This window comes from Elusimicrobiota bacterium (assembly GCA_041660925.1).
In the GTDB taxonomy this organism is placed as follows: domain Bacteria; phylum Elusimicrobiota; class Elusimicrobia; order UBA1565; family UBA1565; genus JBAZUV01.
Genome location: JBAZVI010000010.1, coordinates 84,536 through 111,053, shown reverse-complemented (window position 1 = coordinate 111,053; position 26,518 = coordinate 84,536). Strand labels below are relative to the sequence as shown.

General features: G+C 66.1%; 17 protein-coding genes and 1 tRNA gene. 6 read left to right on the top strand and 12 right to left on the bottom strand.

What is annotated here, in order from left to right:
* Positions 1 to 283: 283 nt before the first annotated feature.
* Both WC969_13695 and WC969_13690 read left to right on the top strand, forming a co-directional pair.
* Positions 284 to 1,837, top strand: coding sequence for a radical SAM protein (locus tag WC969_13695; GenBank protein ID MFA6030904.1), 1,554 nt, complete (start codon positions 284 to 286; stop codon positions 1,835 to 1,837).
* 35 nt (positions 1,838 to 1,872) lie between these two features.
* Positions 1,873 to 3,303: a hypothetical protein gene (locus WC969_13690; GenBank protein ID MFA6030903.1), complete on the top strand. Its 1,431-nt coding sequence runs from the start codon at positions 1,873 to 1,875 to the stop codon at positions 3,301 to 3,303.
* 8 nt (positions 3,304 to 3,311) lie between these two features.
* Here WC969_13690 and WC969_13685 read toward each other — a convergent pair whose 3' ends face one another.
* Positions 3,312 to 3,656 carry a DUF559 domain-containing protein gene (locus WC969_13685; GenBank protein MFA6030902.1) on the bottom strand — a complete coding sequence of 115 codons (345 nt, stop codon included), beginning with the start codon at positions 3,654 to 3,656 and terminating at the stop codon, positions 3,312 to 3,314.
* Between the two features lie 182 nt (positions 3,657 to 3,838).
* Here WC969_13685 and WC969_13680 point away from each other — a divergent pair.
* From WC969_13680 to WC969_13670, 3 genes are all read left to right on the top strand, one after another.
* Positions 3,839 to 3,928, top strand: a tRNA-Ser gene (locus WC969_13680).
* Positions 3,929 to 3,983: 55 nt separating this feature from the next.
* A complete protein-coding gene (locus WC969_13675) occupies positions 3,984 to 5,243 on the top strand; it encodes a GDSL-type esterase/lipase family protein (GenBank protein MFA6030901.1) in 1,260 nt (419 codons plus the stop codon).
* Between the two features lie 55 nt (positions 5,244 to 5,298).
* A complete protein-coding gene (locus WC969_13670) occupies positions 5,299 to 5,742 on the top strand; it encodes an SEC-C metal-binding domain-containing protein (GenBank protein ID MFA6030900.1) in 444 nt (147 codons plus the stop codon).
* A 54-nt stretch (positions 5,743 to 5,796) separates the two neighbouring features.
* Here the strand turns inward: WC969_13670 and WC969_13665 are convergent, their stop codons facing one another.
* The 11 genes from WC969_13665 to WC969_13615 form a co-directional block, all read right to left on the bottom strand.
* Entirely contained in the window at positions 5,797 to 6,576 is a 780-nt protein-coding gene (locus tag WC969_13665; protein MFA6030899.1) for an SDR family NAD(P)-dependent oxidoreductase, read from the bottom strand.
* A gap of 81 nt (positions 6,577 to 6,657) precedes the next feature.
* A complete protein-coding gene (locus tag WC969_13660) occupies positions 6,658 to 7,761 on the bottom strand; it encodes a response regulator (protein MFA6030898.1) in 1,104 nt (367 codons plus the stop codon).
* 102 nt (positions 7,762 to 7,863) lie between these two features.
* The gene (locus WC969_13655) at positions 7,864 to 9,018 is read right to left on the bottom strand and encodes a hybrid sensor histidine kinase/response regulator (protein ID MFA6030897.1); all 1,155 of its coding nucleotides are present in this window, start codon (positions 9,016 to 9,018) and stop codon (positions 7,864 to 7,866) included.
* Positions 9,019 to 9,100: 82 nt separating this feature from the next.
* Positions 9,101 to 10,996, bottom strand: coding sequence for an oligoendopeptidase F (gene pepF, locus WC969_13650; GenBank protein ID MFA6030896.1), 1,896 nt, complete (start codon positions 10,994 to 10,996; stop codon positions 9,101 to 9,103).
* 219 nt (positions 10,997 to 11,215) lie between these two features.
* Positions 11,216 to 12,607 carry a hypothetical protein gene (locus tag WC969_13645; protein MFA6030895.1) on the bottom strand — a complete coding sequence of 464 codons (1,392 nt, stop codon included), beginning with the start codon at positions 12,605 to 12,607 and terminating at the stop codon, positions 11,216 to 11,218.
* A 20-nt stretch (positions 12,608 to 12,627) separates the two neighbouring features.
* On the bottom strand, positions 12,628 to 13,371 hold the full coding sequence (locus tag WC969_13640) for a hypothetical protein (GenBank protein MFA6030894.1): 744 nt from the start codon (positions 13,369 to 13,371) through the stop codon (positions 12,628 to 12,630).
* A 592-nt stretch (positions 13,372 to 13,963) separates the two neighbouring features.
* Positions 13,964 to 14,368, bottom strand: coding sequence for a hypothetical protein (locus WC969_13635; protein ID MFA6030893.1), 405 nt, complete (start codon positions 14,366 to 14,368; stop codon positions 13,964 to 13,966).
* Positions 14,365 to 15,075 (bottom strand): TIGR04255 family protein, encoded by a 711-nt coding sequence (locus tag WC969_13630; protein ID MFA6030892.1) that lies wholly within the window; start codon positions 15,073 to 15,075, stop codon positions 14,365 to 14,367. Before WC969_13630 ends, WC969_13635 begins: the two co-directional genes overlap by 4 nt.
* Before the next feature lie 68 nt (positions 15,076 to 15,143).
* Positions 15,144 to 15,770 (bottom strand): hypothetical protein, encoded by a 627-nt coding sequence (locus WC969_13625; protein ID MFA6030891.1) that lies wholly within the window; start codon positions 15,768 to 15,770, stop codon positions 15,144 to 15,146.
* Between the two features lie 60 nt (positions 15,771 to 15,830).
* Positions 15,831 to 16,751: a PorV/PorQ family protein gene (locus WC969_13620; protein ID MFA6030890.1), complete on the bottom strand. Its 921-nt coding sequence runs from the start codon at positions 16,749 to 16,751 to the stop codon at positions 15,831 to 15,833.
* Between the two features lie 2 nt (positions 16,752 to 16,753).
* Positions 16,754 to 23,836 (bottom strand): IPT/TIG domain-containing protein, encoded by a 7,083-nt coding sequence (locus WC969_13615; protein MFA6030889.1) that lies wholly within the window; start codon positions 23,834 to 23,836, stop codon positions 16,754 to 16,756.
* A 369-nt stretch (positions 23,837 to 24,205) separates the two neighbouring features.
* Between WC969_13615 and WC969_13610 the strand changes: the two genes are divergently transcribed.
* Positions 24,206 to 24,343 (top strand): hypothetical protein, encoded by a 138-nt coding sequence (locus tag WC969_13610; GenBank protein ID MFA6030888.1) that lies wholly within the window; start codon positions 24,206 to 24,208, stop codon positions 24,341 to 24,343.
* Positions 24,344 to 26,518 lie beyond the last annotated feature (2,175 nt).

Below are 26,518 nucleotides of genomic sequence, written 5' to 3'. Positions count from 1 at the left end.
TGCTCCTCGCTCACATAGCGGGGCTATGCTCGCTCGTCGCGCCTTGCGCACGGCTCAGGCTTGGGCCTCCGGGGAATACGCTATTACGCGGACGGACTCCTAGCGCTGCAGGGCACCCCCGAAAAATCCTCCCCTCTTCTGTCCCCGGGTGACCGGACTAAGGTGTCCCCAATCGTCCGGTCTGCGGCACTATGGAGCCGGGGTGCCGGCGAGGGGGCGGGGGAGAGGGTCCGCCCCGAGCAGCGACATGTTATACTCTGATAGCTCCTCTCTCGGGGCGGCCATGCGCATCCTCCTCTTCTCCATGCCGGACGCGACGCACCCGCTCTATCCGCGCTTCTGCCGGGCGCCGAACCTCGGGCTGGCCTCGCTCGCCGGGATGCTCAAGGGCGACGCCGACGTGCGCGTCGCCGACCTCGTCCTGCGCCGTGAGGACGTCGCCGGCGCCGTGCGCGAGGCCCTGGAGACGGTGAAGCCCGACCTCGTCGGCCTCTCGGCGATGACCTTCCAGTACTACACGGCCACCCGCGTCGCGGGGCTCGTGCGGGCCTGGAACCCGGACGTCCCCATCGTGCTCGGCGGCTATCACGCCACGATGTCCTACCGCGACATCGCCGCCGGAGACCCCCTCCTCTTCGACTTCATCGCCCGCGGCGAGTCCGAATACACGCTCCTCGAGCTCGTGCGCGCCATGGGCGCGGGGCGCACGCGCTTCGAGAGCGTCGCCGGCCTCAGTTGGCGCAGCGGCTCGGAGTACGTCCACAACGCCGACCGCGCCCTCTCCCCCCTGCGCGAACTGCCCCCGCCCGACCGGCGCAGCCGGCTCTGGAAGGGCTACCGCATCCACGGGATCGGCTTCGACACCGCCGAGACCTCGCGCGGCTGCACCATGCCCTGCAACTTCTGCAGCATCACGAAGATGTACGGCCGCAGCTTCCGCGCCTTCCCCATGGACCGCATCCTCGCCGACTTGTCGGAGGCCGCCGACCTCGGCGCCGAGGAGATCTTCTTCACCGACGACAACCTCACCCTCTATCCCGAGCACCTCGACCGGGTCTGCCGCGCCCTCGCCGCCAGCGGCCTCAAGAAGCGCCTGCGCTTCTCGACGCAGGCCTCGGTCGCCGGGCTCGGCCGGGACCTCTCCGTCGTCGGCCGCATGGCGGAGGCCGGCTTCAACCTCGTCTTCCTCGGCATCGAGAACGTCACGCGCCGCAACCTCCTCGCCTACCGCAAGGGCGACAGCACGGCCCTCGTCGGGGACGTCCTCGCGGAGCTGCGCCGCCACCGGATGATGGTGATGGGCGGCTTCATCCTCGGCTCCCCCGACGACCGCGAGGAGGATCTCCTCGAGCAGTTCCGCTTCATGGACGAGCAGGCCCTCGACAGCTACCTCGTGCAGGTCCTCACCCCCTACCCGGGCACGCCCATGACCGAGGACCTCGAGCGACAGGGCTTCGTCGTCAACCGCGACCTGCGCCGCTACTCGGGACACTTCGCGAACGTCCGCACCCGCCACCTGAGCTCGCGCCGGCTCGACTTCCTGCGCTGGAAGCACTTCCCCTATTACCGCAGCGTGCGCTGGTTCCGCAAGGCGATGGGCCCGCGGCTCTTCCCCCTCGCCGTGGCCCTCGAGGTCATCGCGCGCACCCGCGAGGGTCTCGTCGAGAAGGCGCTCAAGCGCCTGGTCTCGGAAGATTACGCCTTCAAGCGCTACATGCGCCGCTACCTCAAGGACAACCTCTTCTTCGGAGAGGAGCCGGACCTGCGCTGGCCCGACGACGAGCCGACCCCCGCCCCCCGGCGCCCTCGGGAGCCCGCCGTCGCCTCCCCCGTCTGAAAACGGCGCGAAAAACGCTATAATCACTCCTCTTTATGGGCATCCTGCATAATCGCGAAGAACTCATCCCCGTGACCTGCGCGGTCCTCTCCGACGAGGACCGCCGCGAGTTCTTCGGGAAGGTGCGGCGCAAGGCCGGCAAGACCGAGCGCATCGCGCAGGCCTGCTCGGTCACGCCCGGCGTCGTCGCCGACTGGATGAGCGGCAAGTCGCTCGTCCCCTACCACGCGCTCATGCGCATGGCCCAGGAGTTCGCGATCGACCCGCCGCAGGTCACCGAACTGCGCCGCGAGTACCAGCCCGTGTTCCAGACCCTTCCCGCTCCGCGCCCGGCGGCTCCGCCGCCCGCGCGCCGGGAAGCCCAGCGCGAGCCCCGCCCCGAGAAGCGCCGCGAAGGGGCCCCGCGCGGAGCCGAGGGCCGGCGAGCCGAGAGGTCCTCTTCCCGGCGCGAGCGTCCCGCGCGCGGGACCGACGCGACGCGCCGCGAGGGGACCCCGAGCGGAGCCGAGGGGCGCCGCAAAGAACGGTCCTCCCCGCGCCGTGAACCCCGCCAGAAGGCGGCGGGCCGAGAGGAGTCTCAGGGACGGGGCCGCAGGCAGCCCGAGCGCAAGGCCGCTCCCCGCCAGGATCCGAAGGTCCCCTCCGGAAAGACCAAGTACTCCGACCGCCTCGCCTACTGGACCGGCGCCCTTCTCGCCGCCGGCCGCCGCGCCGACGACGGCGTGCGCTTCCAGGCCGACCGCGTCATCGGACAGAACTTCGCCGCGACCTGGGCCCGCCTGACCGACCAGCTCTTCGAGGTGAAGCCCCAGCTCTCGCTGAGCGAGGACCACCACTGCCAGGTGGCCTTCCTCCCCATCGACGCGTGCAGGGACTTCGAGGCCCGGCTCGAGCTCAAGCTCGGCGCCGAAGCCCCCGCCGCCCCGCGCTGGACCTGGTCGAACCCCGACTGGAAGGCCGCCTTCCTGCGCGGGGTCGTGGACGCCTCCGCCCATTTCCACCGCACGCCCTCGCTCAACCTGCTCGGGCTCTCTGAACAGCTGAGAGGCTCGGCCCAGAAGATCCTCGCCTCGCTCGGCTACCCGCCCAAGCAGAAGGAGGACGGGACCATCCTTCTCGAAGACGCCGGCCTCGTCGAGAAGTACTTCGAGACGATCGGCACCGAGAACCTCAAGCTGCGCGACCAGTTCAACGCGTGGAAGCGCTCGCGCAGCGGCGAGCCCCGTCCCGGCGGCCGGACCCGGCGCGGCGGTCGCCCCGAAGGAGCCCCGGAGAACACCGGCTCCTCCGCCTCTCCCGCCGCCGAGGTCTCCGAGGCGACGGCCGTCGTCGACGCCCCCGCTCCGGACGCCGCTCCCGTGCAGGAGTGGGCGCCGCCGAAGCTCGAACAGCCCTTTGCCGAACCGGCACAGCCGTTCCCGCCGACCCTCCCTGACGCAGACGCTACGCAGGACGATTCTTACTAGACTCTTCCCTACTGTCCCCCTCCCCCCACGGGGGAGGGCCGGGGTGAGGGACCTCTTAATAAGCTCTTGATCGTTCGCAGCACCCCATCCAGACCGCCCAACACGTCCCCATTCCGAAAGCGCACGACCCGATAGCCCCGGCCATTCAAGAAGGCGCTTCTCACGATGTCTTTCGACACGCGATGAGCATGCTGTTCTCCGTCCACCTCGATGATGAGTCGTTCGCTGACACAGCAGAAGTCGACGATCCATGGTCCGATGCAGTGCTGTCGCCGGAATTTCCGGCCGAAGAACTGCCTTGAGCGAAGGCGTCTCCAGAGGACGGCTTCAGCGAGGGATGGGGCTCTTCGCATGTAGCGAGCTTGGGAAAGAGAGAGGAACTCCATGCCCAGGATTACGCTTCATGTGTTGGAAAAGTTCCCCCCTCCCCTGCCCCCTCCCGTGGGCAAGGCACTGGTTCTCCCCCCTCCTGCCCCCCGAAGGGGGGCGACAGTAAGGAACTTTCATTGGGTGCTGATTTAGTAGAATCCCTATTGGAAGGGTGCGTGAGCGGTTGAAACGGACAGTCTCGAAAACTGTTAGGGATGAAAGTCCCTCAGGGGTTCGAATCCCCTCCCTTCCGCCAGTTTGAATGCCGCCCCGCCGAAAAGGCGGGGCGATTTTCATGGGAGGGCGAATCCTTGGAGCGCATCCGGACGATCGCACGGACGGTCTTGCCCCTGCTCCTGCTCGCCGCCTCGACGACGCGCCCAGCCGCCCAGGACCTCGAGCGCTACCTCTGCGAGGACGTCCGCCTTCCCTTCTTCTCCGCCGCGCCCCAGCCGGACGGCGCAGCGTCCTGCCGGCCGGTCCGCCCCAACGCCATCACCGTTCCCTTCCGGGACCCCAAGCCCGCGGGCGTCTTCCGACTCTTCGTCGTCGGAGAGTCGGCCGCCTCGATCCTCTACGGCGGACCCGGCGGCGACGCGTTCGAGCGGGAGGGCCGCGCGCTCCTGCACCCCGGCGAGCGCCTCGAGCACGTCAACGCCGGGATGGGCGCCTATGACTCCTCCCGCATCGTGAGCGTGGCGCGGGAAGCGCTGGAGCACTCCCCCGACGCGCTCGTCGTCTTGAGCGGGCACAACGAGGGCCGCGCGATCCTCTGCGGGCGCGCCGAACGCCTCGCGGCGCGCCTGCGAGAGGGCCTCCTGCGCCTGCGCGCGCTCGTCGACGACGAGACCGCCCTGCGCCGCGCGCGCCGTCTGCGACGCCATGAGGACTCCCTGCGCGCGATGATCCGCGCCGCCCGCGCGCGGCGCGTTCCCGTCGTCCTCTGCACTCTCCCGCTCGACGCGCGCCTGCCCCCCTCCCCCGAGGAGCTCGAGTCGGCCGCGGAGCCGGAGCGGGCCTCCGCCTCGACGAACGCGCTCATCGCGCGCGTCGCACGAGAGGAGGGCGCCTGCCTCGCCGACCTCCACGCGGCCTTCGCCGCCTCGCCGTGCGCGGCGGCCTTCGCCGACGGCGTCCACTGGTTTCCGCGCTGCAATCCGCTGGCCGCCCACGTCGTGCTCTCCGCCCTCGCCGCCTGCCCCGTCGGAGCCGGCACCGCCCTCTCCGCCGGTCCCGCGGCCTTGGCCGCCGCGCGCGCGCGGGCCCTCGCCGACGCCGCGTCGAAGACGAGCGCGCGCGAGGAATCCGGGACGGTCCTGCTCTACGCCCTTTCCGCCCTCCAGGTCCAGGCGCACTTGGGAACGCCGGGGGCGCTCTCCGAGCGCGTCCTGGCCCTCCTCTCGCGCGCCGAAGCCCTCGCCCCCGGTCCGTTGCGGGAAGCCGCGCGCTCCGAAGCAGGCCTGCGGAACGCCGTCCGTGAGAGTTTCTTCGTGCACACGCTCCAGTCGGACTCCGCCGCGATCTATCCCCTGTACCTGCGCCACCTCGAGGCGCTGCGCAAGCGCAGGTAGCATTTGCCCCCGCCGCGGATACTATTGGATAATCAAGTCACTCAGGAGAATACCCATGGTCTGGAATCCGATTCAGAAGCTGAAGGACAAGCTCACCGGCAAGGCCGAAGAGACCGCGCCCGCCTCGAACGTCGTCTCCCCGGCGATGGCCAAGGCCGCGGCCGCGGCCGCCGGCGGTCTTCCGGACATGAAGGAGCTCGAGAAGAAGGGCCTCATGCGGCAGTTCTTCCGCCACTGGAAGGACCCGGCCTTCCTCAAGCAGCTCCAGTCCCTCGCCGCCCTCATGAAGAAGGACGGGGTCGACGTGAAGGATCAGGCCGCCGTGAAGGTCTGGATCGAGAAGCACCAGAAGGAGCTGGCCTCCGGCGAGCTCACGAAGGAAGCCGAGGTCGCCAAGCCCAAGACCGTCGTGAACACGGGCCCCGACGTCGGCCGCAACGACCCCTGCACCTGCGGCAGCGGCAAGAAGTACAAGAAGTGCTGCGGAATCTCTAAGTAGCCTCGCCGCAGACCCCAAGAGAAGACGCCCGCCGAAAGCGGGCGTCTTCTCTTTTCAGTCTTTCGTCCGGCGGCGCGTCGCCTTGGCGGCGACGCGGTCGAAGATGAAGTCGGGGGTGTTCCTCAGGATGTACTTCACGAAGTGCGAGAACGGCCAGGGGAAGTGCACGACCGTGCGCCGCGCCTTGATGCCTTTGATCATGACGCGCACGGCGTCCGCGGGCTCCATGAGGAAGGGCATGTCCTGGGGTTTCCAGCGCGCGGTCAGCTCCGTGCGCACGAAGCCGGGACAGACCGTGACGACGTCCACGCCGGTGCCGCGCAGGGCCGTGCGCAGAGACTCGAGGATGGCCGTGAGCGCCGCCTTGCTCGAGCCGTAGGGCCCGGAGTGGGGCAGGCCGCGGTAGCCCGCCAGGCTCGAGACCCCGACGAGGACCCCCGCTCCCGCCGCGCGCATGCCGGGCAGGACCTCCTCGATCCAGTTCAGGACGCCGAAGACGTTGGTCTCGTAGACCTCGCGGTAGTCGGAGACCGCGAAGCGCTCGCGCGCGCTGCCCGACTTCGAGATCCCGGCGTTGAGGATCGCCCAGTCGAGCCCGCCGAAGCGCTCGCGGACCGCCGCGCCGTGGCGCGCGACGGCCGCGCGGTCCTCGACGCCGCCGACGAGCTCGAGCACCTCGGAGGCGCCCGCCTCCCGCGCGAGGGCCGCGGTCTCCCTCAGGCGCTCGGCGCGCCGGCCGGTGAGCGCGAGCCGGCAGCCCTCCCGCCCGAGCTGGACGGCCAGCTCGCGGCCGAAACCCGAGCTCGCGCCGGTGATCAAGACCCGCAGTCCCATAAAGACCCTCCGGACCCCGCCCACGGGGTCCGGAGCGCATTATAGACATTATGACCCGGCATGCCCCCGGGGGATCCGCGGCTACCCGGGGACGAAGAGGACGCCGACGTTGCGCTCGACGCCGAGGTAGTGGCTCACGGGTCCCAGCTTCGTGCGCAGACGCGCGAGCGCCGTCTCGATGATGGGGACCGTGCCGTCGCGGAGCTCCGACTGAGCGAAGCCCCCGATCTCCAGCTGGAGCTCGCGCCAGGTCACCGTGCGGGGGCTGCGGCGCATGAGGTAGGAGAGGAAGTCGAGGTCCTGGCGGGTGAGCCGCACCGGCTCCCCGTCCACGAAGGCGAGGCGGCGCAGCGGGTCCACGCTGAGGCGCGGGGCGCTGAGCGGAGCGTTCCCGTCCTCCTTGAGCCGGCGCAGGAGGTTGCGCACGCCGGTCGGGATGTCCCCCCAGCCCTGCTTCCCTTTCACGAGGTAGCCGTCGGCCCCCTCGCGCAGGCAGAGGGCCTCGAGGTCCAGGTCGTCCTTCGCCGTCAGCATGAGGATGGGCACGTCGCCCGTGCCGGGCAGGGAGCGCAGGATGCGCAGCGCCTCGAGGCCGTTGAGCTTGGGCATCGCGTAGTCGAGGAGCACGGCGTCGGGCCGGGCCTCGAGGACGTGGAGGATGGCGATCGGCGCGCTCAGGGCCGTGCGGGGCGCGAAGCCCTGCAGGCGGAAAGCCGTCGAGAGCCCCTCGAGCTGCCCCTCGTCGTCGTCGATGAGGAGGACCGTCGGCGCGCTCAGCTCCCGGCGGACCGCCGGGGAGGGCTCGAGGAGCATGCGCGCCGCGATGAGCAGCTCGCCGACGGGCTCGTCCTTCTGGAAGTAGGTGTCCGCGCCCGCCTGCAGCAGCTCGATCTTGGTCCGGACGTTGTGCTCGTAGGTGGTCCCGGCGATGATGCGGGTGGAGGCGCCGCGCGCGGCCGCGCGCACGGCCCGGCAGAGCGCGACCCCCCGGGGACCGTCCGAGAGGTCGAGGTCGAGGGCGACGAGCGCCGGCGCCTCGCGCGCGATGAGTTCGAGGAGCTCGGCCCCGCTGCCGGTTTCGAGCACGCGCGGGGAGAGCGGCTTCAGGCAGCGCACCAGCATGCGCCGCGTGAGGTCATGGTCTTCGGCGACCAGGATGAGAGGCGAGTCCGGTCTTTCGGCCATGGGCCGCGCGCCACCACGAACGCGCACTCATATATATAGACCCGGGCCCGGGTTTGCGCAAGGGGAATCTGTGACCGAAGTCACAGCCGGCCGCCGCCGGGTTCAGACGGTCCGGACGGGCGGCGCGGGGAACCGCACGGCGAACGTGGTCCCCCCCTCCGAGGAGCTCTGGATCTCGACGCTCCCCCCGTGGGCTTCGACGATGCGGCGCACCATGGCCAGGCCCACGCCCATGCCGCCGGTCTCGCGCGTCATATGCTCCGCGACCTGATAGAAGCCCTCGAAGACGCGGTCCTGCTCCTCTTTCGGGATCTCCGTGCCCGTGTTGAAGAAGGCGACGCGGGTATCCTCCGGAGAATGCTCGAGCCGGACCCGGATGCTCCCATCGTTATGGTTGAAGCGGACCGCGTTCTGCAGGAGGCGGCTGAAGGCCTGACGCAGCAGCCCGGCATCGGCCGAGAGCAGGCGGCGCTCTCCGCCCATGGAGAGCTCCACGCTCAGGTTCCGCTCCGCGCTCGCCGGGCGATTCTCTTCGACGACCTCCTCGAGGAGCTTGAAGAGGTCCGTCTCCTTACGCTCGATCTCGAGGCCGCTGGCGGCCACGTGCGCGAAGAGGAGCAGGTCCTCGACGCTCCCGCGCAGGCGCGCGAGCGCTCCCCGGGGCTGCTCGGCGAGCTTCCGCCCCTCCCCCCCCGCCTCGCCGGCGAGGAGCTCGGCGGCCATGCCCGCGATCGAGAGCGGCGTGCGGAGCTCGTGGCTCACGCGAGCGAGGATCGCCGTCTTCACGCGCTCCACCTTGCGCAGCTCGGCGTAGGCGTCCTCGAGCTCTCTGCGCAGCGCCTTCTCCCGGTCGAGCTCGCGGCGCATGCGCCGCAGCTCCAGGAGGCGGCGCGCGACGTTCTGGAGATGGTCGAGCTTGAACGGCTTCACGAGATAGTCGAAGGCGCCGCTGCGCAAGGACGGCAGGGCGCTCTCGAGCGAGGGCGCGCCGGTCATCATCACCACGTCCAGCTCCGGACGGCGGGCGTGAAGGTCCTCGATGAAGCGCACCCCCGCGGAGGCGTCCTCGAGCTGGATGTCGGTCAGGACGAAGTCGAACTCCTCTCGGCCGAGGAGCTCCCAGGCCTCCGCGGTCTTCGAAGCCGTCGATACGCGCAGCCCCGTCGTCTCGAGGGCCCGCCGGCAGAACTTGAGGATGGAGGGGTCGTCGTCGACGATGAGGGCCGCGCCGGAGAGTCCCTGAGTTTCCTGTCCCATCCTCTGGAGAGCTTAGCAGTAAATGTAACAAACAGAAACGGCCCCATGAGGGGCCGTTTCTCGCGGGACCCGAAGCTTCGGCCTATTTCTTCTGGGCCAGCAGCTTCTCCATCTCGTCCATCGTCGCGTTCATCTCCTGGATGGCCGCGTTGAACGGGCCCGAGGTGTTCATGTCCACCCCGGCGTCCTTGAGGAGCTCGATGGGGTACTTCGACGAGCCCGAGGAGAGCATCTTGAGGTAGGCGTCGCGGCTCTTCGTCGTCGGCTTCTTCGCCGCGGCGTCGGCCCGCATGTTCGCCGCGATCTGCGCCGAGGCCGTGATGCTCGTCGCGTACTGGTAGACGTAGAAGTCGTAGTAGAAGTGCGGGATGTAGGCCCACTCGATGCCGTAGAGGTCGTCGATCTTGCAGACTCCCGCGGCGTCGCCGTAGTACTCCTTGAGCAGGCCGCGGTAGAGCTCCGTGAGCTTCTCGCCGGTCAGCGGCTCGCCCTTCTCCGAGAGCTCGTGGATGCGCAGCTCGAACTCGGCGAAGAGCGTCTGCCGGAAGAGCGTCGTGCGCAGCCCGTCGAGGTAGCTCCCGAGCAGGAAGAGGCGGGTGTCCTTGTCCTTGGTCTTCGTGAGCATGTGGTGGAGGAGCAGGTTCTCGTTCAAGGTCGAGGCCACCTCCGCCACGAAGATGCGGTAGTCGTGGGTCGGATAGGGCTGGTGCTTGTCCGAGAGGAAGGTGTGCATCGAATGCCCGGATTCGTGGGCCAGCGTCGAGACCTCCTCGTAGCTCCCGGTGAAGTTCTGGAGCTGGTAGGGGTGCACGCCGTAGGCGCCGGTCGAGTAGGCGCCGGCCTTCTTGCCCGTCGTCGGCATGAAGTCCACCCAGCGGTTCTCGTAGCTCGTCTGGAGGTCCGCGGCGTACTGCGGTCCCAGAGGCGCCACGGCCTTCAGGACGAGGTCCTTGGCCTCCTCAGGGCTGTACTTGAGGTCGATCTCCTTGAGGATCGGCGCGTAGAGGTCCTCGTAGCGCAGCACGTCGACCCCCATCATGCGCTTTCGCAGCTGGAGGTAGCGGTGCAGCGTGGGTAGGTTCTTGTGGACGTCCGCGATGAGCTGCGTGTAGACGCTCGGCTGGACGTTGGAGCCGAAGAGCGCCGCCTCGAGGCAGCTCGAGAACGTGTGGACGATCTTGTCGAAGACGTGCGTCTTCACGTGGGCGTCCAGCGTCGTCCCCAGAGTGCGCTCGAAGTCCTTGTGGCGCGCCCAGAACGCCTGGAAGACCTTGGTGCGGTCGCCGCGGTCGGTCGCGGCTCGGTACTCGGTGTAGGCCGAGGCGTCGAGGCGGACCTTCTTGCCCGAGGAGAGCGTCACCTCGGGGTACGGCATGTCCGCGTTGGTGAAGGTGTTGTAGACGTTGGAGGCGCCCTGCGCCATGGCCGCGGCCTCGGCCGCGACCTTCTCCTCGGGGGCGCTCATCGTGTGGGGCGCGGCGCGCAGGATGTCGTCGAGCCACGGGACGTAGGGCTTCAGGCGCGGCTCGGCCGCGACGAAGCCGCGGACCTTGGCCTCGCCCAGGGCGAGGACTTCGGGACGCAGGTACGCCGCCGCGGACACGAACTTCACGACGAGGTCCTCGGAGACCTGCTTCATCTCGCGGGGCCGGTTCTCCCGGGTGTCCTCGTCGCTGCGCATCGAGGCGTAGGTCTGCAGCCGCGCGAGGTCGCGGTCGAGGTCCATCAGGGTCGAGAGGGCCGTGAAGAAGCCCTCGGCCGAGACGCCCAGCTTCCCCTGGAACTCGGCGAGCTTGGGGATGCGGGCGGCGATGTCGTCCTTCTGCGCGGTCCACGCCGCCTCGTTCGCGTAGAGGTCGGCGGTGTTCCACTTGTACTTCTCGGGGACGCCGGCGCGCTCATCGGCGCCGGACGTCGAACTCAGGGAGGTTAGGATGGCCATAGCGAGGAGGAGGGAGGTCCAGCGGGATCGGTTCATGCGAGGCTCCTCATCCGGGGTTCCGTCGGAGCCGGATGTACCCCGACGATAGCAAATCTTCTAGAGCCCATCCGGAAGCCTCTTTTGTGACGAAATCGCGGGTTTCGGAGCGAGACGCGGCGCGCAGGGGCGCGGCGTAGCAGGGCTACGCAAGCCCCGAGCAACAATGTCGCAGCCCGAAAGCCGCGATTGCAGTAGAAATAGGTTTTCGGATGGGCTCTAGAGATGGAAACCGATGCCCGTCTCCACGTACGTGGAGCCCCGGATGTACTCGCCGGGGACCCAGCCCGTGTTCTTGCGCCCGGCCTTGAGCGTGAGGATGAACTCCTTCGGGTCGCCCTTGTCGCCGAAGCTCCGCACCGGCACCCTCAGACTGGCCCCATAATTGTAGACGTTGTGCAGGATCCCCACCTCGGCGGCCGACAGCGACGAGGTGTCGGAGATCCGGTTCACCATCGGCTGCTTGTAGAGCTGGCCGAACACCCCGCCGGTGACGCCCCCGCCGAGAGGGATGCCGTCCACGTCGACGCCGGCGCCCAGGCGCCGTTCGTAGCGGTTGTCGCCCCGGGTCCAGAACAGGTTCACAAGCGTCTTCTTATAGCGGAAGTAATTGTCCTGGATGTACTCGATGCCGAAAGGCGAGAGGTCGATCCGCAGGCCCGGCAGATAGCCCAGCTCCGTACCGGGGATCGGGATCATCGGGATGCGCGAGCGGTTCTGCGCGTGCCCGATGTAGTCCGCCCCGTAGCGGTAGGCCGCGACGAGGAAGACCGGGTCGAGGAACTGCAGTCGGTTGGCCCGCTTCAGGTCGGCGATCTTGAGTCGGTAATCCTCGACGTTCGCGACCCCGTAGCGGCCGGAGTTGAGGTCCAGGAGGTAGTTGCTGTAGTCCCCGGCGCTGCCGGTGTCCCCCAGGCACTGCGCCGGCGTCGTCCCGCCCGCGCCCATGTGGGAGGCCACGCAGGCCTGACCGGGCTCCCTCCAGTCCGTCTGCAGCATGAGCAGGCGGTGGAAGATGACGCCCGTCAGCTGCGCGGAGTTCGCCTCCCCCTCGACCAGGATCTTCTTGCCGGCGAAGTAGGCGAACTGGTTGTGCATCTCCCAGATCGTGCTGTTCGTCAGCATCCCCAGGTCCGCGCCGCCCCGACCGTTGGTGTTGTTCTCGGTCTGCGAGTCCAGCTCCTTGCCGCCGAAATAGACCGGCAGGACCTGGCTGAAGCGCTTGCTGACGAACCGGTGACTGCCGGGATAGTCGCGCGAGAGCTCCCGGGCCCGGGAGTCGTGGGCCAGGACGTGGTCGAAGTTCTGCGGCCCGACGAACAGGGCGAAATCGAGCATGGAGCTCGCCGTGCGCATGCCGATCCCGCGCAGGCCGCCCGTCTCGGTGCCGAAGCGCCAGTTGTCGACGTACGAGCTCTCGAGCTGGCGTTTGCCGCGCTGGACCCCGCGGAACGCCAGGTCGAAGTTGGTCACGCCCCAGTGGTTGATGCCGAAATAGTCGAGATGCGTGGGCTCGACCGAGAGGACCCAGTCCTCCCGGGCGAACGGCTCGGCGCGGAGCTCCGAAGGGACGGCGCCCAGGATGAAGACGACGAGGAGCGCGCGGGACAAGCGGCGCGATGAAGGCATGCTCAGAACGTCCACCAGGGCTCGACCTGCTGGCGGCGGTCGTGGGTGCAGTTGATGAAGACCTGTCCGGTCGCGGAGTCGTAGACGTAGGCGCCGCCGTCGACCTTGAAGTCGGGCGGCAGCGGCACCGTCACCGTCCCGCTCGCGATGAACGCGACCCCCTGCCCCCGGCGGACCTCGTACGCGTAGGTGCCGCCGGGATAGAGCAGGATGGGCGTCCGCTCCTCACGGCTCCAGAACCGGCGGTATTCACGCTCGCTCCCCTGCGCCCGGACGACCACTGCGAGGAGCTCCGTCTCCGGCGCGGAGGGAGGCGCGAGGTACGCTTCGGGCGGCAGGCGCACGCTCTCGACGGCGCTCGTCACGGAATGCCCGTCGAGGAGGTCGAGCGGCTTCGCGGCCAGAGCCTCCGCCGTCGCCGGGTAGGCTCCCTGCGCGGCCTTGAGTTCCTCCAGATGCATGCGCAGCTCGGAGAGCTGCCCCAGCATCCGCCCTTCCCGCCCGTAGGACTCGAGCCCCGCCAGCTTGGGGTAGACGATCATGAGGACGAACACGCTCCCCAGGTAGAGGCCCATCGCCGTGAAGTTGCGCTTGAAGCCGAAGACCGCCGCCAGCGCGAGCAGGAGGCCGTATCCCGCGTAGGCGGGAGCGGGACCGGCGTGGAACCCGTTGAACCCGACCACCATGACGACCAGGGGGATGAAGAGGGCTCCGAGGAGGACGAGGAGGTTCTTGAGGGTCGTCATGTCCTACTCAGGATATCAAACGGAGTTGTTTAAAAGGAGCGGCGGTTCGATTCCGGCACACCACCCTCTGAAAGTCGAAGGGGCCCCCTTTCGGGAGCCCCTTCGACTTTCAGAGTGGAGCGGGCGAGCGGAATCGAACCGCCGTCTCTACCTTGGCAAGGTATCCGGAAGAGCTTAACCCTTCTTGACCGTTTCGGTTCCCCGTCGGAGAACCGGCCTTTCCCCCTCCCCGCCGCTCACGGCTTTTAACGCTTTGGGATGGAGTTTGGACACCAGATGGACACCAAACGAAGTGTCTAGCGGGGGAGATGTCCGCTTTGTCGCAAAATTGCGTTATAGGATTCCAGAGACAATGTGCACTCGCAGAGAGCTTTCACCTGATCGCGGGAGAGCAGTTTCAACTGCTTCTTCATCTCCGATAGCAGACTGTCGTCAATATCGAAGTCCGAGCCGTGGGATACCATTGTCCAGCATCCCGTATACTGCCCATTCAGAAAGTATCTGAATATCCGGTGCTTCTTATCTGTGATTTGGAAACCTTTATTCTTGAGCCCGCGTTCTACGATACTTTTCCGAAGGGGCATCAGAGGGTTTAGGCTGGGAAAACCCTCTGGAAGGTCTCCCTAAGACGTGCTCCCAACCCGACAACAGAATCTTCCGCAAGAGAACGATATTCCTCTGCGAAGAATGCCGCCATGGATTTAAAATCCTCAACCGCGCCCTCGGGGGAATCCCCATGTGCATATATCGAAAGCGCCTCGTTTTCGGCAAAGAAATACTTCCCCTCTCGTCGGATTCTCACGCCGATCGGAACAGCGGGCCGGACGAGATTGTCCCCAATGCTTAATTCCCACAGCGGGACAATCATCTCTGAGGCAAGAAGATATGGGTTCGGAACATCATTGCCAACGCTCATTGATGAGGATGGCTGCTCTGCCCGTTGATAGCGTTCCGGGATACAGGGACTCAATTCAGCCAGCTCAGCGACCGGGCTCATAGAAGTGGCTTCCCTCTCAAGAAATCCCGATATTGGTCAGTGATAATTTTCTCGAAGAAGTTCTTCGTCTGACCATGACTCTCTTCAAGATACGCATTCCATTCCCCAGCATGCAGATTCTCAGTTTTGAAATAATCAAAGTCGAGCAGCAAGGCCTCTTCAGAAGAATTCTGCTCGCGTATGCCCTCAATGCGTGTCGTTATGTGCCCAGTCCCGAGATTCTGCACGAACCCGACCGAACAGAGATCGAATTTCTCACCCAGCCCTGGAGCAAGGAGGAATTGAGACTTCAAGAAACGCCCCACTGGGATCGATCCGCCCTCTCGTGCGAACGGGATTGCGTTAATATATCGCAACCCCACCCTTCGCAACTTCGTTACGCTAAAGCGTTTGCAGAAAAAATCGAAAATTGGGGACAACCTCTCCTGGAATCCACCAAAACCCTCATATTTCTTGCTGGAAAATGCGAGCAAATTCATCCCAGCCATAACAGTGAAGGCATTGTCCTCAGAGACAAAGTGGTACGTCCTGAATTTAAAGCTCTCACCCGCTGCAATCTCGGGGACTCGCAGAACAGGCATCGACGGCCGGAGGAATTCAGACAACTCGTCTCGATGGCACTCAACAACGAGATTCCCCGGGAAGCGAATCTCGAAAACTACTTCTATGAGAGGTGATTTGGGGTAGACTTCGTCGGCGCTGCTCATGCCTTGCAAATAGTGTAACACTTGATCCCAAAGCGCGCAATACTCGGGACCCACTGTTGGAGTACCGCTCAGAACTTCAGCTTCAATCCAGCAGCACCCTTCACCTCTCCGCCACGGCCCTTCTCAAAACTGAAGGTAAACTTCGCATCACCTTTGCCGACGGAAACCGATGCCCCCCACGATCCGCCAGTTCCTAGAGAAAAAGCTGTCTCGTGCCCATCTCCCTTGTAAACGATTTTCCCGCCAATCTTGTTGTCTACAAGATCAAGCTGAAAGGTGCTGTTCGGACAATCTGACGTGATTGTTCCCCGGAGTTTCCCGTTGGCATCATTTTCCAACGTCACCGAATGGTGGTCACCTTTGATTTTGATGCCGCCGGCAGGGATCTGGCCCTTAGTCAGGGTTGCGACGCCCCCTTTGAACTCGACCTCAATCCCGCGAGCATCCACATACGTCCCCTCAAACTTGCCATTCGAGGCGACGTTCAACTGAAGCCGATGGTTGTCCCCTGAGTGGGCGATAGTCCCCTCGACCTTGCCACCTCTGACCTGAAGCATCGCCCCCGCATTCTCGGAGAAGTTGTAGATGCCGCCCGCTGCAACCTTTCCGGTCGATGAATCGACAGCGATTTTTGCAATATGGTGGTCCCCTTGATGCTCAAGACAACCTGAAGTCTGCTGATCTTCTTCTGCCATTATGATAACTCCTCTGATAGATTACGACTGCCACCCGAAAAAGGTTTCCCCACCGTTATATCAGAACCTGGCGCCGACGGAGATGCGCTGCACGTTGCCGAGCTCTCCGAAGGGCGTGAAGGTGTAGTCGGCGCGGTAGTTGCGGATCTTGAGGCCGAAGCCGCCCCCGATTCCGCCCAGCGGCGAGCCGCCGCCGGTGGCGGTCCGCGCGGCCTGGCTGGCGTAGCCGGCGCGCAGGGCGAAACCCTGGATGAGCGAGTACTCGGTGCCCACCCCGACGCTCGTCCCCCCGTCGTTGGGCTCCTGGCGCACGTCTATGGCGATGCTGAGAGCCCCGACGAGCCGATAAGCCGCCCCCACCGAGACGGAGAGCGGCAGCGGATCGCGCTGGTCAAGGAACTTCATCCCCTGGCCCACGTTCAAGACCGAGACGCCCAGCGAGAGCGGCGTGGCGTCGAAGCGATGCACCGCCCCGAAGTCGGCCGCGAAGGTCGAGGCCTTGTCCGAGCCGATGGCGCTCTCGAGGTACTTCACGTTCATGCCGAAGCCGGTGTCCCCGTGGCTGGTGAAGCCCTTGAACATCCGGCCGAAGCCGAGGGTGAGCGCGGTATCCGAGGCCGTGAATCCGCTGGTGAGCCTGCGGTTCTCGTCGCGGCCCTCGAAGTTCCCGCTGCCCAGGCGCGCGGCGCTCACACCCAGCGTCCCGAACTTGAGCGGCTGGGCGAAGCCGAAGAAGTCGAAGGTCGTGTCCATGAGCCACTGCGTATGAGTGAATCCGACCTCGCGCTTCCCCAGCCCCGAGAGCCCGCCCGGGTTGTAGTAGAGCGCGTTGACGTCGTCGGCCAAGGCCGTGTAGGCCCCGCCCATGGCCTCAGGGCGGGCCCCGGTGCCGATCTTGAGGAACGCGGCGCCGGAATTCAGCGCGGCCGAGGCCGGCTCGGCCAGGAAGGCGACCAGGAGGAGGAGCTTGAAGTGTTTCATGGCTACCTCACCACCCCGAGCTTGCCTGTCTTGCGCAAGCTCCCCTGGCCCGCTTTCTTCGCCTCGATGGCGTAGAAGTAGACCCCGCTCGGGATGCGGCCTTCCCAAACGTACTCGAAAGCGTACTCCGGCCCGGCGCCGTCATCTACGACGCCCGGAGGTCCGGCCAGCTCATGCTCATGGACGAGCTTACCCGAGACGTCGTATATCCGGATGCCGAGCGTATCCGCCAGCCCGGTCTCCACATGGAAGGTCGGCTTCGCGCCGGCACGGGCCGGGTTCGGGAAGACGTAGACGTCGCGCAGGGCGAACTCCTCGCTCGCAGCCGAGGGCCGCAGAGCGGCCGCCATGGGCTGATAGAGCGAGAAGTGGTTGGTGCGGGCGCGCACCCGCTTGTTGACCTTGTCCACCTCGCTCAGGAGCGCCACCCAGTCCTTCGCGGCCGGGTCCCAATAGTGGACGGCGACCCCGTCCTCGCTCTGCCCGGGCGCCAGGTCCTTGGGCGAGTAGGGCAGCTCGATGAGCACGGGGGCCTTGAACTGCGTCCCCTCGGGTCCGAACTCGATGGCCGGGCCGGCCGGGGCGATGTCCCGCTTGGACTGAGCGGCCATGCGGACCCCTTCCTGCGCGCTGTCCGTGCGGCCCTTGGCGATGGTCAGTTCCTTGTCCGCCTCGAGCGCGTCGGGCGCGACCTGCACGGCCGCGCGCACCGGGGCTTCGACCCGGCCGCCCTCGGCGGCGGTCACGGGCAGGCGGGCCTCGAAGTGCCAGGCCGGGCGGGCGCTGAGCGGCGCCGCGCTGGTCGAGCCCAGGGCCGCACCGCCGACGGGCGTTCCCACGGTGAAGACGACCGCGTTGCTCTGGACGACCCCTCCGGTGGGCGCGCGCTCGACGAGGACCTGATGTTCGCCGGTGCTGAGCCCATCCGGCACGACGCCGACGATCCGGTGGTCCTGCCAGACGCTGAGCGCCGCCGGCGCGCCGTCGAAGAGCACGCGGGTGGCCGCACCGGAATAGGGTCCGAACCCCCCGCCGGTGAGCGAGAAGGCCGTCCCCCCCAACCCGCCGAGCGGGTCCATCACGTCGATGTGCGGCGCGAGGACCTCGAAGGCCTGCGGCTCGGCAGCCGAGTAGCCGCCGTCCGCGGTCAGCCGCTCGACCAGGAGCGTCGTCGCACCGACGGCCGCCGCCCCGGGCACCGTGCCCGAGATAGTCGTGTCGTTCCAGACTGAGAGCGCAGCCACCAGGTCCCCGAAGCGGACCCGCGTGTTCGCGCCGTTGTAGGGACCGAACCCGCTGCCCGTGATGGTGAAGGGCGCGCCGATGGGCGCCGAGGAAGGCGCAAGGTCCGTCACGGCCGGGCTGTTGCGCGTGAAGCTGAAGGCGTTGCTCGCCGTAACCCCGCCGCCCTGCTGGCGCTCGACGACCACCTCGCAGGTCCCCGTCGAGATGCCCGGGACCGTGCCTGAGATGGTGGTGTCGTTCCAGACCGAGAGCGCCGCGAGGGTCGCCCCGAACTTAACCCTCGTGTTGGCCCCATCGTAAGCGCCGAAGTCGCTCCCGGTGATGGTGAAGGGCGTCCCGATGGGCGCCGCGGAGGGCGTCATGCCCGCGATGGCCGCACCCGTCACAAGGAAGCTGACCGGGGCGCTCTCGCTGCTGCCGCCGTCCCCGGTCGTGCGCCGGACCACGACGGTCTGCTGCCCGGTCGAGAGCGCGCCAGGGATGACCCCCGTGATGGTGGTATCGTTCCAGACCGACAAGGAAGCCGCGACCCCGCCGAACAGGACCTGGGTCGCCGAGCCGTTGTAGGGCCCGAAGCCCGCGCCAGTGAGCGTGAACGCCGACCCGATCGGAGCGGAGGACGGACTCACCGCGGAGACGACCGGATTCTGCACGATGAAGGTCCCGGCCCCGGCCGAGCCGACGCTCTCACCCTGCTGGCGCTCCACGGTGACCGCGTAGCTGCCGACAGTGAGCCCGGGGATGGTCCCCGTGATGGTGGTGTCGTTCCACACCGAGAGGGGCGCCAGCGTCGTCCCGAAGCGGACCCGCGTGTTGGCCCCGTCGTAGGCGCCGAAGCTGGTCCCCGTAATGGTGAAGGGGACGCCGACGGGCCCGGTCGAAGGCATGAGCGAGGCCACGCTGCCGTCGGTGACCTGGAAGTAGACGGTGGAACTCTCGATGAGCCCGCCGTCGGCGGTAGTGCGCCGTACGACGACTCCGTGCTGGCCGGCCGTGAGGCCGGGCACGGTGCCCGTGATGGTCGTGTCGTTCCAGAGCGAGAGCGGCGCCGGCGTCCCGCCCACGAGGAGCACGGTAGCTGCCCCGTCATAGGGCCCGAAACCCGTCCCGATGACGTTGAGGGTGATCCCGATGGGGCCCGAGGAGGGCACCACGCTCTCGATGGAAGGGGCGACGACCGTGAAATCCATCGGCGCGCTCGTGACGCTGCCTCCGTCCGAGGTGCGACGCACGAGGACGATCTCTACGGCCCCGGGGACGATGCCGGGCACCGTGCCCGTGATGGTGGTGTCGTTCCACACCGAGAGCGATGCCGTCGTCCCGTTGAAGAGCGCCACCGTGTTCGCGCCGTTATAGGGCCCGAATGCCGTTCCGGTGAGCGTGAAGGGCGCACCGATGGGCGCGGAGGAGGGCGCAAGCGAGGCCACGGAGGGCGTCAGGACGGTGAAGTTCCCGCCCGAGACGCTCGTCGTCGTCGAGCCGCTCTGGCGCTCGATGCGCACGGCGTAGACCCCGGCCGCGAGGCCGGGCACCGTGCCCGCGATGGTCGTGTCGTTCCAGAGCGAGAGCGGAGCGAGCGTCGTCCCGAACTTGACCCGGGTGTTGGCCCCGTCGTAAGTGCCGAAGCCGCTGCCTGTGAGCGTGAAGGGCATCCCGATGGGCCCGGTAGAGAGCGCGAAGTGCCCGCCCGACATGCCGGCCAGCATGAAGATGGAGGCGATGTGCGAGATGGGCGCGCTCACCGTCTGAGCGACTTCATCGCGGGTCTGCGGCTCCACGCGCACGAGCGTGCCGTTCTCGTAGTGGTAGATGGCGACGTCGGAGGGCGTGAGGCCCATGTCGGCCAGCGTCTGCGTCGAATAGCGGAAGACGAGCATGGCCGGCGGGTCGAAGGTCGCGCCTTCGGGTCCGAGGTTGTAGATCGAGGCCACCGGCTCGAGCCGCTGCTCCACGGCCGCGGCGAGCACGACGACTCCGGTGGACTGCGTCGTCTCGACCAAGGCCGCGGTCACCGGCTGATTCGCCGTGAAGCCCAGCTCCGGCGCGCCGCCGACCGTCACCGTGCTGCGCACGAAGGACATGACGCCGCTCAGCGCGGAGAGGTTCCCCGCCTTGTCCATCGCCTTGAGGGCGGCGTAAGCGGACGAGCCCACCCCTTCCAAGGTCACATAGTGCCGCGTCCCGGGCGCGACCGGGCTGGGGACGGACACCGTGCTCGCGTAGATGAAGTTCGCCTCGGTGAGCGCCTCGCTCGCGCGGGCCAGCATGAAAGACTCGAGTCCGGCACCCTGGTCGGTCGGCTCACTCCAGCTCAAGGTGATGGAGGACTCGAAGACGGAGGCAATGGACAGGTCGTTGACCGTCGCGGGCGGGTAGCTGTCGAAGTATGCCTGTGCGGTCTTGGTGGATTCGGCATTGCCCGCAAAGTCCATGCTGTAGAAGGAGAAGGCATGCAGGCCGTCGGCCAGCCGTAAAGGCGCCGAGGAGAGCAGCATCTCCTCCTCGCCGACTCCCAGGTAGCTCGCCGCCACCCCGGAGCCCGAGCTGAGCGGAAGATCCGTCGCCGAGACCGTGACGCTGCCGCCGAGTCCGACATAGAGGGTCCCGTCATGCGTGCGCGAGGTCCCCAGCGCCGCGAGCGTGCTCAAAGGCGGCGTGAGGTCGAGTCGGAAGGTCGAGGTCGCAAGGCCGAGGTTACCCACCAGGTCCAAGGCTTCGGCGCGCAACTCGTAGCGGCCCTCGAGCAGCGGCGTGGGCGGCGTGTAGGTCGCCGAGGCGGAGACCACCTTGCCCGTCGGCAGTTCCGAGAAGTACGCATTGCCGCTCACATAGCCGTCCACGGCCCCGCCCGCGATGTAGAGCCGTCCATCCCACGCACCGCCGCCGATGCCGTTCATCCGGCCCGGCAGGGCGTTCGCGGCGGTCTCCCAAGCGCCCAGGGAGTGGTTCGTCGCGTCCATCTTCGCGTAGAAGACCGTGTCGAAGTAGCTCGCGCCTTCGTTTCCGCCCATCGCGTAGAGATATTCGCCCGAGGTCAACACGAGGTGGTTCGAGAGGGCGTGCGGGAGCGGGGTCGTCGCCGTCCATTCCCCGAGCGCGCCGTCGGTGCCGGGCGCGCTGTACCAGACGTCGCTCCTTAGCCCGCCGCCGCAGCCCGTCGCCCCGCCGGGCACATAGACGTAGAGGCCGTCGTCGGAGGCCGCGTTCGAGAAGAAGGTGATGCCCAGGGGGAGCGCCTCGGTGAGCTCCCAGACGTTCGAGCCGCTGCCCTTGGGGTTGCAGAGCCCCGCATCGCAGACCTTCGTGTAGTAGACCGCATTATGGACCGTACAGCTCGCGTCGTGACCGCCCATGACGTAGATGTACCCGCCGGCCGCGGCGGCGCCGAAGTAGCCGACCCCGCCCGCGAACGGCATAGACGGAAGGTCATGCCAGCCCGTCGGCATACCCTGCGAATCGATGTCGCTGTAGTACACCTGGCTCAACATCCCCCCGCCGGGGTTGCCGCCGAGCAGGAAGAGCCGATGCGCGGTCGCGACCATGCGCGCCCCGGTCACCGAGAAGGGGATGTCCGGACCGCGCTGCCAGGCGCCCAGACCGCCGCCCGGCATGATCGGCGCGAAGCGGATCTTGTTCGAGAGCGCCCAGTTCTCATCGATGCCGCCCGCGATGTAAAGGTGCCCATCGAGCGTGGCATAGGCCGGCTGGGCGTGCGAGCCCGGCATCGTCGTCGTAGGCGTCCAAGGCCCCGGCGTACCGCCGCTGCCTGCTCCCACCAGGGAGACCTGGGCCGCGACCGTGGCGCCGTCTAAGAGGAGCTGGATGCTCTGCTGGACGAGCCCTGAGCCCTCATCGGAATAGCCCGCCATCATGGCCGGCGTGCGCGTCGAGACGAAGCTGCCGTCCGTCGGCGTGCTCACCGCGACCTGCGGCGCCAGGGAGTCCAGGAGGAGGTCGAGCCGCATGGAGGCGTTGCGGCCGGCATGGTCGGAGACCGCTGCCTCCAGCGTGTGCTTGCCCTGGGCGAGCGGGGTGCTCACGACGAGCTGAGCCCCCCCGCCGTCGAAAGCGAGTTGATTGCTCAGATCGTTCCCGTCCACGAGGATGCGCGCGGTCGCGGGATTCACCCCGCTCCCCGCGTCGGAATACTCCAGGCGGAGGACTGGGCGCTCGGAGCGGACCGCCGCGTACCCCGAGAGCGCATGGCGCACCCCATCGATGAGCACGGCAAGCGTCGGGGGATGGAGATCCAAAGTGAACGACGCCTGGGCGTTGCTCGTGTTCCCCGCGAAGTCCGCGCCTTCCGCCGAGAGCTGGTGGGACCCCTCGACGATATCCTCCATCGGGAGGAAGCGCGCCGCGACCGAGTGGGCGTCCCCTATGGGCAGCTGGCTCCAGTGGACCTGTGCGCTCGGGTAGCCTTCCGCCGCGCCGCCGGCGATGTAGAGGCGTCCGCCCCACGCGCCGCCGGCGATGCCGTTCATGTTGGCGGGCAGGACATTCTCGGCGGTCTCCCACGCCTCGAGCGAGTAGTCGGCCTTCATCTTCGCGTAGTAGACCGAGTTGAAGTAGGCCCCACCGTCGTTTCCGCCCATCGCGAAGAGGTAGCCGCCCGAAGCCAGAACGAGGTGGTTGGTCAGCGCGCGGGGCAAAGACGAGGTCTCGTGCCAGTCGCTCAGCGTTCCGTTCGAGTTGATGGGGTTGTAGTAGACCTGGCTCTGGGCGCCGGTACCGCAGCCCGCCGCGCCGCCGGGGACGTAGACGTAGAGCCCTTCCTCCGAGGCCGCGCTCGAGAACGCGGTGATGCCCAGGGGGAGGACCGTGGTGGGCGCCCAGGGAGCGGCATGCTCGCTCTCGTTTCCGGGATAGCAGAGCCCGTCCGCGCAGATCTTCGCGAAATAGACCTTGTTGTGGAGCTGACAGCTCCAGTTGTTGCCGCCCATCACGTAGATGTAGCCGCCGACCGATGCGACGCCGAAATACCCGGTGCCGCCGTCGAAGGGCATGTCGGGGAGCGGCTGCCAGGCCCCCATCGTCCCGTCACCGGCCACCTCGGAATAGAATACCTGTCGGCTCATCGAGGAGCCGTTGTTGCCGCCCAGGACATAGATCCGATTCCCCGATGCCACCATGCGCGCGCCGGTCACCGCCGTCAGAAGCGGCGGCCCGACATGCCACTCCCCCACCCCGCCCTCGGGCAGGACCTGAGCGTAACGGACGACGCTCGTGATGCCCCAGCTCTCGTTGATACCGCCCGCCACGTAGAGGCGCCCGTTCGACATCACGGAGGCAGCCTGCATATGCATGCCGGGCATATCGGCTGCGGCCTGCCACGGACCAGGCGCCCCGCCGCCGCTCGGGATATACACTTCCGCCGCGAGCTGGTTCCCGTCCAGGCGAAGCTTCAGCGTGGAAGAGGAGGCTCCAGAGTCGTGGTCGCTGAGCAACGCGGTGAGCACCGGCCGAGCTTCGAGCACGTAAGGCCCGGTCGGGGCTACAGTCAGATCAGGCGGGATGGTATCGACCCCGAATGAGACGAAGGCCGAACTGCTGTTGGCTACGAAGTCGGCAAAACGGGCCTCAAGGATGTGCTGACCATGGGAGGGAGATCCAAGGGAAGCCGTGACGCTGCTCCCGGAGAAGGAAAGCCCCGAAAGCGCGTTGTTGTCGAGCAGGAGATGGACCGTCGTGGTGTCCACGCCCGCCCCGGGGAAGCCCCAAACCGGCGGGTCCGTCAGGGTCAGGCTGGCGTCATGGCTGCCGGCGCCCAGCCAGCCGCGCTCCACGGGGGACTGGAACGCCGCAAGCGGCGCGTCGCCGTCCACCGCCAAGTTCACCATCTGAAGCTGTTCGGCATTCCCAGCCATGTCCACGCTCATGTAATAGAGCGTGTGGGTTCCAACGGTCAGGGTGAAAGAAGAGACATAGACCGGGTTCTGACAGCTCCCGACTGGCATGGTGCTGTAAACGATGGGCTCCCCATCTTCGAAGCCGCATGCTTGCGGGGTTACGTCAACGAGGAAGTAGGTGGTCGCTACACCCGAGAAATCTCCAGGAGGGATTGCAGGGGCAATCGCCTGGAGCACGATCCGAGAATGAGTGGAAATGTAGACCCGACCCGCAGCAGTCGTCGTTGAAGGCCCTTCGATTCCCATGGTGGTCACTGGAGCCGCCGTGTCCGCGAACACCTCAACGAAGAAGTCCTGAGAATGAGGCTCTTCGACGTTCCCGACATTATCGACGCCGCGGTAAACGATGGTATGGCTGCCTGGGCTGAGGAAGAACACCTCCAAAGCCTGCTGGTATGGTTCATTGTCGATGGAATACTCGACGCTATCCACCCCTGAGGCATTCCCCGCAGCGATTATATCGTCAGCATCGAATGAAATACCTGACGAAGCCTGAATGTGAAAAGTCGCCCCGGCCGACGCAATGAGTTCGCCATCCGAATAGATGCTACTGCGCGGAGGAACGGTATCGACGAACACATCCTTAAAGGAAAGGACCCCGTAGTTGCTGGCATGATCGAGGCTCGCATAAGCCACTGTCGCCGAGCCTCCTGCGACGAGTTGGAATGGCTGCTGTGAGTATGCCGTGAACTCTCCGATTGTCTGAGCATTGAACGCCGATGGGAATGAACTCCTGGATTCTCGGGCCATGTAATATGAATTCGCGACCCCAGATATCGGCCCCCCCAATGTCCCAGTATCAACAGCGACCAGGGTGATTTTGGTCGCAGTTGAAACAAAGGTCGGCCCATCCCAGATGCTGAAAACAGGCTCCTTCAACACGATCTGCGTGGTCGGCGGCGTCCTGTCGTTCGGACGCGCAAAAACTCCATAGTACCCCGAGGCATGTGAAATCCCAAGGGCGAGCTGGCTAGTCACCGTATCATTGCTCTGCCCGACAGGAACGACTACCCACCCAGCGATTGGGTCAAAATTCGCGATGACAAGGTTGGCGGCAACACTATCAAGAGCCCCCAAATCATCAGCGTTATAGTGCAGAACAAAGGTAGCCGACGGGACGAATACCGCTGATTCCGGATCGAACCTGTAGATACCACCAACGCGCCGAAGTCCCTGCGCCGTCATGCTGGAGAGGAAATCCACAAACGACGCCGTAGTGGTATCGGCTTCAACGAGTTGGATATCGGTCAGTCCCGATGCCAGCGCCGCCTCTGGGGTGCCACCTGCCATGGGGGTGCTCAAAAGCATGCTGAATTCAGGATATACGACCAGAAATGGCGAGCATGAACTCGCTCTCCCAGTGATGCTGTTACTCGTTTTCCCCGTTGTGATGTCCTCAGATGCTCCAGTTGCAGGGTTGATGACGTGTCTGATTTGCGCCCCTTCAGGAAGATTGGGGATGTTAAAAGTCAGCGTTATCGCTGAAAAATTGCCTGGGCAACTCGCCTCAGACTTCACCAACGACTTGAACCCCGGGAGATCCGGCACATTCGCTGGATTTATCGAGAAATTGAACGGGGTTGTCGGGGTATCGAAGACTGCTTCCCCACCAGGGAAGAGCGCAACGTTACTCCCTGTCGGGCTGATGAGCTGCAACGAGTTCACTGTCACATTCAACGGATCATAGTCTAGACCTTGTCCCGTCGCAGTAAGGAGACCGTTATAGCCGGCTCCCCCCCAATATCGCGCGGGATGGCCCATGATATCTGTTGCGCAATTCCCATCTTCGCCCAAGACGCAGTTGTTGGTTATATCGGCGGGCTGAGCCTCCTTCTCCGTCCGATACTGGATGTATCGCCCGACTGTCAGCTTCCCCGAGGGGCACGTCTCATTGAAATTTGTCACCTTGGGCTCCCAACAAGCCCCATTGCATCCCAATGGCTGGGAGGTCCAGACATTGTTCTCCGCAAGCGTCTGGAATGCCGAAACGAGCTCGTTGGTGTTCCCCGTCCGATAGGCCGTTTTGTTCTTCCCCAGAAAGCCGGTGCGCAATGGCGTCACCAAACTGACCGAGCGGTCAGCCAAAAGAGGATCGATAGCAGAAACATTCCCTGCGTTGTAATGGCAAAAATCTCCATCCTTGTACTGCTCGATATATCCGCCCAGGAAAAGCCGATTGCTCTCGGTCCCAGCCAACTTGAATTTCTTGACCGGGCTAGTGAACGATCCCGCGGAAGCAAAGAGATTCCCCTCTGTCGCCAACGTAAGTCCCCATTGCCCCCCGGTCACGACATTTTGGAGCGAAGAGCCGCTCTCAGACGGGTCGATTCCGACCTCATACTGGTCAGTTTTCAAGGAGAAATTGGTCGCATAGGATTCGCCGCTCGCCGCTCGCGCAACGAGATAATAATCACCGGAAGGCAAATCCGTCATCGAACGCACGATATCCGTCGTTTCTCCCGTGTACGCATATGCACGAACGCGAGTGACGTCAGGGTTCGCATAATACAGTTCGATTGATTTCAGCCCTCCCCCGACTCGCACCTTGGCATCGAGCGTCGCGAGGAAGACCCCATTCGTCTCGTCATATCGCGTCGTCGCCGTCTCTGTTGA

Excerpts from the sequence above, each read along its gene's own strand:
- WC969_13695 (MFA6030904.1), top strand. The coding sequence starts at position 284 with ATGCGCATCCTCCTCTTCTCCATGCCGGACGCGACGCACCCGCTCTAT.
- WC969_13690 (MFA6030903.1), top strand. The coding sequence starts at position 1,873 with ATGGGCATCCTGCATAATCGCGAAGAACTCATCCCCGTGACCTGCGCG.
- WC969_13685 (MFA6030902.1), bottom strand. The coding sequence starts at position 3,656 with ATGCGAAGAGCCCCATCCCTCGCTGAAGCCGTCCTCTGGAGACGCCTT.
- WC969_13670 (MFA6030900.1), top strand. The coding sequence starts at position 5,299 with ATGGTCTGGAATCCGATTCAGAAGCTGAAGGACAAGCTCACCGGCAAG.
- WC969_13665 (MFA6030899.1), bottom strand. The coding sequence starts at position 6,576 with ATGGGACTGCGGGTCTTGATCACCGGCGCGAGCTCGGGTTTCGGCCGC.
- WC969_13660 (MFA6030898.1), bottom strand. The coding sequence starts at position 7,761 with ATGGCCGAAAGACCGGACTCGCCTCTCATCCTGGTCGCCGAAGACCAT.
- WC969_13655 (MFA6030897.1), bottom strand. The coding sequence starts at position 9,018 with ATGGGACAGGAAACTCAGGGACTCTCCGGCGCGGCCCTCATCGTCGAC.
- pepF (MFA6030896.1), bottom strand. The coding sequence starts at position 10,996 with ATGAACCGATCCCGCTGGACCTCCCTCCTCCTCGCTATGGCCATCCTA.
- WC969_13640 (MFA6030894.1), bottom strand. The coding sequence starts at position 13,371 with ATGACGACCCTCAAGAACCTCCTCGTCCTCCTCGGAGCCCTCTTCATC.
- WC969_13635 (MFA6030893.1), bottom strand. The coding sequence starts at position 14,368 with ATGAGCCCGGTCGCTGAGCTGGCTGAATTGAGTCCCTGTATCCCGGAA.
- WC969_13630 (MFA6030892.1), bottom strand. The coding sequence starts at position 15,075 with ATGAGCAGCGCCGACGAAGTCTACCCCAAATCACCTCTCATAGAAGTA.
- WC969_13625 (MFA6030891.1), bottom strand. The coding sequence starts at position 15,770 with ATGGCAGAAGAAGATCAGCAGACTTCAGGTTGTCTTGAGCATCAAGGG.
- WC969_13620 (MFA6030890.1), bottom strand. The coding sequence starts at position 16,751 with ATGAAACACTTCAAGCTCCTCCTCCTGGTCGCCTTCCTGGCCGAGCCG.
- WC969_13615 (MFA6030889.1), bottom strand. The coding sequence starts at position 23,836 with ATGGTGAACTTGGCGGTGGACGGCGACGCGCCGCTTGCGGCGTTCCAG.
- WC969_13610 (MFA6030888.1), top strand. The coding sequence starts at position 24,206 with ATGAGGCTCTTCGACGTTCCCGACATTATCGACGCCGCGGTAAACGAT.